Source organism: Kitasatospora sp. NPDC007106 (genome assembly GCF_040634455.1).
GTDB lineage: Bacteria > Actinomycetota > Actinomycetes > Streptomycetales > Streptomycetaceae > Kitasatospora > Kitasatospora arboriphila.
In genome coordinates, this window is sequence record NZ_JBEYFP010000194.1 from 1 (window position 1) to 9,950 (window position 9,950).

Annotated in this window: 7 protein-coding genes and 2 pseudogenes; 8 read left to right on the forward strand and 1 reads right to left on the reverse strand. The window is 72.6% G+C overall.

The window, feature by feature from the left end:
- The 8 genes and pseudogenes from ABZ641_RS17370 to ftsZ all read left to right on the forward strand — a co-directional run.
- A partial coding sequence (locus ABZ641_RS17370; RefSeq protein ID WP_359982737.1) for a UDP-N-acetylmuramoyl-L-alanyl-D-glutamate--2,6-diaminopimelate ligase occupies window positions 1-1,370 on the forward strand: 1,370 nt, incomplete at its 5' end.
- Window positions 1,367-2,770, forward strand: coding sequence for a UDP-N-acetylmuramoyl-tripeptide--D-alanyl-D-alanine ligase (gene murF / locus ABZ641_RS17375; RefSeq protein ID WP_359982740.1), 1,404 nt, complete (start codon window positions 1,367-1,369; stop codon window positions 2,768-2,770). The genes ABZ641_RS17370 and murF, both read left to right, overlap by 4 nt.
- Window positions 2,767-3,828 carry a phospho-N-acetylmuramoyl-pentapeptide-transferase gene (mraY, locus tag ABZ641_RS17380; RefSeq protein WP_344627423.1) on the forward strand — a complete coding sequence of 354 codons (1,062 nt, stop codon included), beginning with the start codon at window positions 2,767-2,769 and terminating at the stop codon, window positions 3,826-3,828. The genes murF and mraY overlap by 4 nt, the downstream gene beginning before the upstream one ends.
- Complete coding sequence (gene murD / locus ABZ641_RS17385) at window positions 3,825-5,252, forward strand: UDP-N-acetylmuramoyl-L-alanine--D-glutamate ligase (protein ID WP_344627424.1); 1,428 nt, start codon at window positions 3,825-3,827, stop codon at window positions 5,250-5,252. Before mraY ends, murD begins: the two co-directional genes overlap by 4 nt.
- 129 nt (window positions 5,253-5,381) lie before the next feature.
- Complete coding sequence (gene ftsW / locus ABZ641_RS17390; RefSeq protein ID WP_344627442.1) at window positions 5,382-6,686, forward strand: putative lipid II flippase FtsW; 1,305 nt, start codon at window positions 5,382-5,384, stop codon at window positions 6,684-6,686.
- 6 nt (window positions 6,687-6,692) lie between these two features.
- Window positions 6,693-7,799, forward strand: coding sequence for an undecaprenyldiphospho-muramoylpentapeptide beta-N-acetylglucosaminyltransferase (gene murG, locus ABZ641_RS17395; protein WP_344627425.1), 1,107 nt, complete (start codon window positions 6,693-6,695; stop codon window positions 7,797-7,799).
- Complete coding sequence (locus tag ABZ641_RS17400; protein WP_359982745.1) at window positions 7,792-8,544, forward strand: FtsQ-type POTRA domain-containing protein; 753 nt, start codon at window positions 7,792-7,794, stop codon at window positions 8,542-8,544. The genes murG and ABZ641_RS17400 overlap by 8 nt, the downstream gene beginning before the upstream one ends.
- A 365-nt stretch (window positions 8,545-8,909) precedes the next feature.
- A pseudogene (gene ftsZ / locus ABZ641_RS17405) lies at window positions 8,910-9,854 on the forward strand (cell division protein FtsZ); the annotation flags it as partial.
- 4 nt (window positions 9,855-9,858) lie between these two features.
- On the opposite strand, the pseudogene ABZ641_RS17410 reads toward ftsZ, so the two are convergent.
- Window positions 9,859-9,950: pseudogene (locus tag ABZ641_RS17410) on the reverse strand (hypothetical protein); the annotation flags it as partial.

The window sequence follows — 9,950 nt, forward strand, 5'->3', positions numbered from 1 at the left end:
CCGTCGCCGTGCTGACCGACCCGGCCGGCGCCGAGCTCGCCCGTGGGGCCGGCGCCCCGCTGCTGGTCGTGGACAACGTCCGCGGCGCCATGGGCCACCTCGCCGCCGCCGTGTACGGGCGCCCCAGCGAGCAGCTGCTGATGATCGGCCTGACCGGCACCAACGGCAAGACCACCACCTCGTACCTGGTCGAGGCCGGCCTGCGCGGCGGCAACCTGCTGCCCGGCGTGATCGGCACCGTCGAGATGCGGGTCGGCAGCGAGCGGATCAAGAGCGAGCGCACCACCCCCGAGTCCACCGACCTGCACGCCGTCCTCGCGGTGATGCGCGAGCGCGGCGCGGCCGCCGTCGTCATGGAGGTCTCCAGCCACGCGCTGGTCTTCGGGCGGGTCGACGGCGTGATGTACGACGTCGCGCTGTTCAACAACCTCACCCCCGAGCACCTCGACTTCCACCCGGACATGGAGGACTACTACCGGGCCAAGGCCCGGCTCTTCCAGACCGACAAGGCCCGCCGCGGGGTGGCCAACTTCGACGACGCCTACGGCCGCCGGCTGGCCGCCGAGGCGCCGATCCCGGTGGTGACCTTCTCCGCGAAGGGCGACCCGGACGCCGACTGGCGGGCCGTGGACGTCCAGCTCGGCCCGGCCGGCTCGACCTTCCGCGTGGTCGGCCCGGACGGCGCCGCCGCGGACGCCTCGGTGCCGCTGCCCGGCCCGTTCAACGTGGCCAACGCCCTCGGTGCGATCACCGCCCTGGTCACCGCCGGCGTGCCGCTGCACGCCGCGGCCGCCGGGGTCGCCGCCTCGACCGGCGTGCCCGGCCGCCTGGAGCGGGTCGACGCCGGCCAGCCGTACGTCGCCGTGGTCGACTACGCGCACAAGCCGGACGCCCTGCAGGCCGTCCTGGAGTCGCTGCGCGAGGTCACCAAGGGCCGGCTGCACGTCGTCGTCGGCTGCGGCGGCGACCGCGACCCGTTCAAGCGCGGCCCGATGGGCGCGATCGCCGCGCGGATCGCCGACACCGCCGTGCTCACCAGTGACAACCCGCGCTCCGAGGACCCGCTGGCGATCCTCACCGCGATGCTCGCCGGCGCCGCCGAGGTGCCCGAGCAGGAACGCGGCGAGGTGCTGGTCGTCCCGGACCGCGCCGAGGCGATCCTGCACGCCGTCGCCCGGGCGCACGCCGGGGACACCGTCCTGGTGGCCGGCAAGGGCCACGAGGTCGGCCAGTACGCGAAGGGCGAGGTCCGCCCGTTCGACGACCGCGAGGAACTGCGCGAGGCCATCGCGCGGACCGTCCGCCACCAGCAGGCCCCCGCCCGCCCCGAGCAGGCCCCCGAGCAGGCCCCCGAAGGAGAGCAGCCGTGATCGCACTGACCCTCGCCGAGGCCGCCGCGGCGGTCGGTGGCACGCTCGACGGCGCCGACCCCGAGGCCCTGGTGACCGGACCGGTCGTGGTGGACTCCCGCCAGGTGCAGCCGGGCGGCCTGTTCGTCGCGGTGGCCGGCGAGCACGTGGACGGCCACGACTACGCCGCCAGGGCGGTCGACGGCGGTGCCGTCGCGGTGCTGGCCTCCCGTCAGGTCGGCGTGCCCGCGATCCTGGTGGACGACGTGGTGGCGGCCCTCGGCCGGCTCGCCCGCGCCGTCGTGGAGCGCGCCACCGGCACCGCCGTGGTCGCCCTCACCGGCTCCTCCGGCAAGACCAGCACCAAGGACCTCATCGCCCAGGTGCTGCAGCGCCGCGGCGAGACCGTCTACCCGCCCGGCAACCTCAACAACGAGATCGGGCACCCGATGACGGCCCTGCGGGTCGAGCCGGGCACCAAGCACCTGGTGCTGGAGATGGGCGCCCGGCACAAGGGCGACATCGAGTACCTGACCGGCATCACCCCGCCCAGCATCGCGATCGTCCTCAACGTCGGCAGCGCCCACGTCGGCGAGTTCGGCTCCAAGGAGGGCATCGCGCAGGCCAAGGGCGAGATCGTCGAGGCGCTCGGCGCCGACGGCGTCGCCGTCCTGAACGCCGACGACCCGCTGGTGCGGGCGATGGCGAGCCGGACCAAGGGCCGCGTCGTGCTGTTCGGCGAGAGCCGGGACGCCCACGTCCGGGCGGCCGACGTCCGCCTGGACGCCACCGGCCGGCCGTCCTTCACGCTCATCACCCCGGCCGGTTCCGCACCCGTGAACCTGCGCCTGTACGGTGAGCACCACGTCTCGAACGCCCTCGCCGCCGCAGCGGTGGCGGTGGAGCTCGGGATGCCCGTCGACGACACCGCCGAAGCGCTCAGCGAGGCGGGTGCGCTGTCCCGCTGGCGCATGGAGGTCGTCGACCGGGCCGACGGTGTCACCGTCGTCAACGACGCCTACAACGCGAACCCGGACTCGATGCGGGCCGCGCTCAGGGCGCTGGTGTCGATGGCCGGCCGCGGCCCGGAGCGCCGCCGCACCTTCGCGGTGCTCGGGGAGATGCGGGAGCTCGGCGAGGACAGCCTCGACGAGCACGACGCCATCGGGCGGCTCGCCGTCCGGCTCGACGTCACCAAGCTGGTGGCGGTGGGCGGACGCGAGGCGGCCTGCATGGAACTCGGCGCGAGGAACGAAGGTTCGTGGGGTGAGGAGTCGGTGCTGGTGTCCGACGCGGACGCGGCGATCGAGCTGCTGCGCAGTCAGCTGCAGCCTGGGGACGTGGTGCTGGTGAAGGCCTCCCGTTCGGCCGGCCTGGAGAAGGTCGCCGAGGCCCTGCTCGCCGATGGGGCCGCTCAGTGAAGCAGATCCTCTTCTCCGGCGGCATCGGCCTGATCCTGTCGCTGCTGGGCACGCCCGCCCTGATCAAGCTGCTGGCCCGGCACGGCTACGGCCAGTACATCCGCGACGACGGCCCCAAGGCCCACCACAGCAAGCGCGGCACCCCCACCATGGGCGGCATCGCGTTCATCCTGGCCACACTGGTCGCCTACTTCGCCACCAAGGCGATAACGGGCGAGTCGCCCACGGCCTCCGGCATCCTGGTGCTGTTCCTGACCGTGGGTCTGGGCCTGGTCGGCTTCCTCGACGACTACATCAAGGTGGTCAAGCGCCGCTCGCTCGGCCTGCGGGCCAAGGCGAAGCTGTTCGGCCAGTCCTTCGTGGGTCTCGCCTTCGCCGTCCTGTCGATGCAGTTCGCCAACAGCCGCAACCAGACGCCCGCCTCCACCCACCTGTCGTTCGTCAACGACTTCGAGTGGTCCATCGGCCCGGTGCTCTTCGTCATCTGGGCCTACTTCATGATCGCCGCGATGTCGAACGGCGTGAACCTCACCGACGGCCTCGACGGCCTCGCCACCGGCGCCTCGGTGATGGTCTTCGGTGCGTACGTCTTCATCGGCGTCTGGCAGTACGGCCAGACCTGCGCCCACATGATCACCGCCACCGCGAGCTGCTACGACGTCCGCGACCCGCTCGACCTCGCCGTCGTCGCCTCCGCCCTGATGGGCTCCTGCTTCGGCTTCCTGTGGTGGAACACCTCGCCCGCCAAGATCTTCATGGGCGACACCGGCTCGCTCGCCCTCGGCGGCGCCCTCGCCGGTCTCGCCATCTGCTCCCGCACCGAACTGCTGCTGGCCCTGCTCGGCGGCCTGTTCGTGATCATCACCCTGTCCGTGATCATCCAGGTCGGCTCGTTCCGGATGACCGGCAAGCGCGTCTTCAAGATGGCACCGCTCCAGCACCACTTCGAGCTCAAGGGCTGGAGCGAGGTGCTCATCGTCGTCCGCTTCTGGATCATCCAGGGCCTGTGCGTCGCGGTCGGCCTCGGACTCTTCTACGCAGGATGGGTGGCCGGATGACGGACAACCCCGACTGGAACGGCCTGAAGACCGTGGTGGCGGGCCTCGGCCTGTCCGGCGTCAGCGCCGCCCGGGTGCTGCGCGACCTCGGCGCCGAGGTCACCGTCGTCGACGGCGGCGACGGCCCCGCGCTGCGCGCCAAGGCCGCCGACCTCACCGGCATCGCCGTCCGCCTCGGCGACGGCGACACCCTCCCCGAGGGCACCGAACTGATCGTCACCTCGCCCGGCTGGCCGCCGAACAGCCCGCTGTTCGCCGCCGCCGAGCAGGCCGGCGTCCCCGTCTGGGGCGACGTCGAACTCGCCTGGCGGCTGCGCCGCCCGCACCCGGCGACCGGAGAGCCCGCCCCCTGGCTGGCCGTCACCGGCACCAACGGCAAGACCACCACCGTCCAGATGCTCGCCTCGATCCTCACCGCGGCGGGCGCGCGGACGGCCGCCGTCGGCAACGTCGGCGTCTCCGTCCTGGACGCGGTGCTCGCCGAGGAGCCCTACGACGTCCTCGCCGTCGAACTCTCCAGCTACCAGCTGCACTGGGCGCCCTCGCTGCGCCCGCACTCCGCGGCCGTCCTCAACCTGGCCCCCGACCACCTCGACTGGCACGGCTCGATGGAGGCGTACGCCGCCGACAAGGGCCGCATCTACGAGGGCAACAAGGTCGCCTGCGTCTACAACCTGGCCGACCCGGCCACCGAGGCGCTGGTCCGCGAGGCCGACGTCGAGGAGGGCTGCCGGGCGATCGGCTTCGGGCTCGACGCCCCGAGCCTGTCGAACCTCGGCGTCGTCGACGGCCTGCTCGTCGACCGCGCCTTCGTCGAGGACCGGGCCAACAACGCGGCCGAGATCGGTGCCGTCTCCGACGTCGTGCCGGCCGCCCCGCACAACGTCGCCAACGCGCTCGCCGCGGCCGCCCTCGCCCGCGCCTACGGCGTGGACGCCAAGGCCGTCCGCGACGGCCTGCGCGCCTTCCGCCCCGACGCGCACCGGATCGCCCGGGTCGCGGTGGTGGACGAGGTCACCTACGTCGACGACTCCAAGGCCACCAACACCCACGCCGCGGCGGCCTCGCTCGCCGCGTACGAACCGGTGGTCTGGATCGCCGGCGGACTCGCCAAGGGCGCCACCTTCGACGAGCTCGTCGCGGCCGCCGCCGACCGCCTGCGGGCGGCCGTGCTGATCGGCCAGGACCGCGGCCTGATCCGCGAGGCGCTGCTGCGACACGCCCCGGATGTCCCCGTCGTCGAAGCCGCCGCGGGACAGACTGGCGCCGAGGCGATGGCCGACGTCGTCCGGACGGCGGCCTCGCTGGCGAAGCCCGGGGACACCGTCCTGCTGGCGCCCGCCTGCGCCTCGATGGACATGTTCACCAACTACGGCGAACGCGGCGACCTCTTCGCCGCCGCGGTCCTGGACCTGATGGAATAGCGGGACAGGCCGGACGGCACCAGCGGCCGTCCGGCCCGAGCGCGGAAGAGACAGGGGGAGCAGGTGTCCGGTGAGGGCAAGGCGGGAACGGCCGCCCCACCGGAGCGCGGCTCCGCCCGCCTCCAGCTGATCTCGGCGACCACCACCACCTTCAAGGCCGCCACCCCCGTCACCCGGCTCCGCGCCCTGCGCGCCCGGGTGCGCTGGATGCTGGAACGGCCGCTCACCCCGTACTACCTGATCCTCGGCTCCACCATGCTGCTGGTGGTGCTCGGCCTGGTCATGGTGTTCTCCTCGTCCCAGATCCTGGTCATGGAGCACCACCTGCCGATCACGTTCTTCTTCCGCAAGCAGCTGGTCGCCACCATGCTCGGCACCGTCATGCTGGTGCTGCTCGCCCGCACCCCGGTCAAGGCGCTGAGGCTGCTCGCCTACCCGCTGCTGCTGGCCGTGATCGCCGGCATGCTCCTGGTGGCGATCCCCGGCATCGGCGTGATGGTCAACGGCAACCGGAACTGGCTGAGCTTCGGCTTCTTCCAGGTCCAGCCCTCCGAGTTCGCCAAACTCGCCCTGGTCCTCTGGGGTGCGGACCTGCTCGCCCGCAAGCACCGCACCCACACCCTCGACCAGTGGAAGCACCTGCTCGTCCCGCTGGTGCCCGGCACCGTGCTGCTGATGATGCTGATCATGCTGGGCGGCGACATGGGCACCACCATGGTGCTGGTGGCGATGCTCTTCGGCCTGCTCTGGATGGTCGGCGCCCCGCTGCGGCTGTTCGCCGCCACCCTCGGCATCGCCGTCGTCGCCTGCACCGCGCTGATCATCACGGTGCCGCACCGGCTCGACCGGCTGGCCTGCATCGGCGTCACCAAGCCGGACCCGAACATCAACTGCTTCCAGGCCCTGCACGGCCTCTACGCCTTCGCCGCCGGCGGCCCGTTCGGCTCCGGCCTCGGCGCCGGCGTCGAGAAGTGGGGCCAGCTGCCGGAGGCCCACACCGACTTCATCTTCGCCGCCACCGGCGAGGAACTCGGTCTGGTGGGGACGCTGTCGGTGCTCGGTCTCTTCGCGGCACTAGGCTACGCGGGTATCCGTGTGGCCATCGGCACGAAGGACCCCTTCGTCAGGTACGCCGCGGGAGCCGCCACCACGTGGATCATGGCGCAGGCCATGGTCAACCTGGGGTCGGCACTGGGACTCCTGCCCATCGCGGGCGTCCCGCTCCCGCTGTTCTCCTACGGCGGGTCCGCCATGCTGTCGGCCCTGTGCGCCGTCGGCGTGCTGGTCAGCTTCGCGCGCAGCACCCCGGGGGCGAAGGCGGCCCTGGCCGCCCGGAACCCCACCCGAGCCGGGACGTTCCTGGCCAGGGTGGTGCCACGACGACGAACCACAGCGCGCAAGCCGGCCGCACGTCCGGCGCGCAGGGAGCGGTGAATTTCGGTGCATGTCGTACTCGCCGGCGGCGGGACCGCCGGCCACATCGAGCCGGCCTTGGCGCTCGCGGACGCGCTCCGCAGGCACGACCCGTCCGTCGGGATCACCGCCCTCGGCACCGAGCGCGGCCTGGAGACCCGGCTGGTGCCCGAACGCGGCTACGAGCTGGCGCTGATCCCCGCCGTGCCGCTGCCCCGCAAGCCCACCCCCGAGCTGATCACCGTCCCGGGCCGGCTGCGGGGCACCGTGCGCGCCGCCCAGGACGTCATCGAGCGGGTCAACGCGGACGTGGTGGTCGGCTTCGGCGGCTACGTCGCGATGCCCGCCTACTTCGCCGCCAAGCGGGCCGGCGTGCCGATCGTCGTCCACGAGGCCAACGCCCGCCCGGGCCTGGCCAACAAGATCGGTGCGCGCTACACCGACTTCGTCGCCGTCTCCACCCCGGACTCCAAGCTCCGCGACTCCCGGTACATCGGCATCCCGCTCCGCCGCACCATCGCGACGCTGGACCGCAACGCCGTCCGCCCGGAGGCCCGGCACTACTTCGGCCTCGACCAGCGGCTGCCCACCCTGCTGGTCTCCGGCGGCTCGCAGGGCGCCCGCCGGCTGAACGAGACCGTCCAGGCGATCGCCCCGCGCCTGCAGCAGTACGGGGTGCAGATCCTGCACGCGGTCGGCCCGAAGAACGAGCTGCCGGTGGTCGACGACATCCCCGGCATGCCGCCGTACCGGCCGGTGCCGTACGTGGACCGGATGGACCTGGCGTACGCCGCGGCCGACATGATGCTCTGCCGGGCCGGCGCGATGACCGTCGCGGAGCTGGCGGCGGTCGGCCTGCCGGCCGCCTTCGTCCCCCTCCCGATCGGCAACGGCGAGCAGCGGCTGAACGCCCAGCCGATGGTCAAGGCCGGCGGCGGCCTGCTGGTCGACGACGCCGAACTCACCCCGGAGTGGGTGCTGCAGAACGTGCTGCCGGTGCTCACCGACCCGGCGCGGCTGTGGGACATGAGCCGCTCGGCCGCCGAGTTCGGCCGCCGGGACGCGGACGAGCTGCTGGTCCGCATGGTCTACGAGGCGATCGAGGCGTCCAGGGGCGGCCGCCGCCGTGGCTGACCCCGCCGACCCGGCGCCCGCGCCGGCCACCAGGCTGCGGCTCTCCCGGCGGGGGATCGCGGTGCTGTGCGTGCTCGGCGCGCTGGTGGCCGGCCTGCTCGGCTGGACGGTGTTCCTCTCCTCGGCCCTGGACGTGCGCGCCGTCGCCGTCCAGGGCCTGGACAGCGGGAAGCTCGGCCAGGGCGAGGTGGCGTCGGCGCTCGGCGGGCTGCGGCAGGGGCCGCTCGCCCGGGTCGACCTCGACGAGGCCCGCAAGCGGGTGGAGGCACTGCCCCGGGTGGCGAAGGCCGAGGTGTGGCGCGGCTGGCCGCACACCCTGCGGGTCAAGGTGACGGAGCGTCGGGCGGTGGCCTCCGTCCGCACCGATGACGGGAAGTTCGCGCAGGTGGACGCGGGGGGCTTCACCTTCGCCACCGAGGCGGCCGCCCCGGCCGGAGTGCCGGTGGTGGACCTGCAGCTCGGTCAGCAGGCGAACGACGTGCTGGACCTTTTCGACCGGCCGGCCCTGGTGCGGGCGGCGATCACCGTCGCGGCCGGGCTGCCCGCCGAACTGGCCGGCAAGGCCGGGGCGGTGCAGGTGCACAGCTACGACGACATCCGGCTGCAGCTGGCGGGCGGGGCGACGGTGCGCTGGGGGAGTCCGGAGCGGACGGAGCGCAAGGCCCGGGTGCTGGCCGCACTGCTCGGTCGGAAAGCCGCCAATTACGACGTGAGTGCCCCGGATGCCCCGGCCGTGTCTGGATGATCCGGTAAGTTCTTCCTCAAGGGGCGGTATTGACGGCGCCGAGGCTCCGGTCCGACCCTTGGTGGTCACCCCGGTTTCGCCGGGGAGTCGATGATCACATAGGCTCAAAAGAAAAACGGGAAGCTCGGCGTTGTTCGTTGAACACCGACCGGATGCGACCTACTGTCCTGTGTCACCGGGCTGTGTCCAACGGTGAAGTGACACAGCCGCAGCTACAACCCTAAACCTCAAGTTTAGGGTTCGGGTCGGCGGTCGGCATTTCGGACATACCAGCACCGAAAGCGCGCGCTTCCCACCCATCGACATCCGTCGGCCTTCGCGACAAGGGGAGCCGACCCGGAAATTCGAGGCGAGAGGCCTTCGACGTGGCAGCACCCCAGAACTACCTCGCAGTCATCAAGGTCGTCGGAATCGGCGGCGGTGGTGTCAACGCCATCAACCGGATGATCGAGGTCGGGCTCAAGGGCGTCGAGTTCATCGCGATCAACACCGATGCGCAGGCCCTCCTCATGAGCGACGCCGACGTGAAGCTCGACGTGGGCCGTGAACTCACCCGGGGCCTCGGCGCCGGCGCCAACCCCGAGGTCGGCCGGAAGGCCGCCGAGGACCACCGCGAGGAGATCGAGGAGGTCCTCAAGGGGGCCGACATGGTCTTCGTCACCGCCGGCGAGGGCGGCGGCACCGGCACCGGCGGCGCGCCCGTCGTGGCCAACATCGCCCGCTCGCTCGGCGCGCTCACCATCGGCGTGGTCACCCGCCCGTTCACCTTCGAGGGCCGCCGCCGCGCCAACCAGGCCGAGGACGGCATCGCCTCCCTGCGCGAGCAGGTCGACACCCTCATCGTCATCCCCAACGACCGCCTGCTGTCCATCTCGGACCGCCAGGTGAGCGTGCTGGACGCCTTCCGCTCCGCCGACCAGGTGCTGCTCTCCGGTGTCCAGGGCATCACCGACCTGATCACCACCCCCGGCCTGATCAACCTCGACTTCGCCGACGTCAAGTCGGTCATGTCGGACGCCGGCTCCGCCCTAATGGGCATCGGCTCCGCCCGCGGCGAGGACCGCGCCAAGGCGGCCGCCGTGATGGCGATCTCCTCGCCGCTGCTGGAGGCCTCCATCGACGGCGCCCGCGGCGTGCTGCTCTCCATCTCCGGCGGCTCCGACCTCGGCCTGTTCGAGATCAACGAGGCCGCCCAGCTGGTCAGCGAGGCCGCCCACCCCGAGGCCAACATCATCTTCGGCGCCGTCATCGACGACGCGCTCGGCGACGAGGTCCGGGTCACCGTCATCGCGGCCGGCTTCGACGGCGGCACGGCACCGGCATGTAGCCGACCTCGCCGGCACCGCCGGTGAAGCCGCGGTGCAGCCGCCCGGCGATGACGATCGCGGCGCCGATGCCCTCCTCGG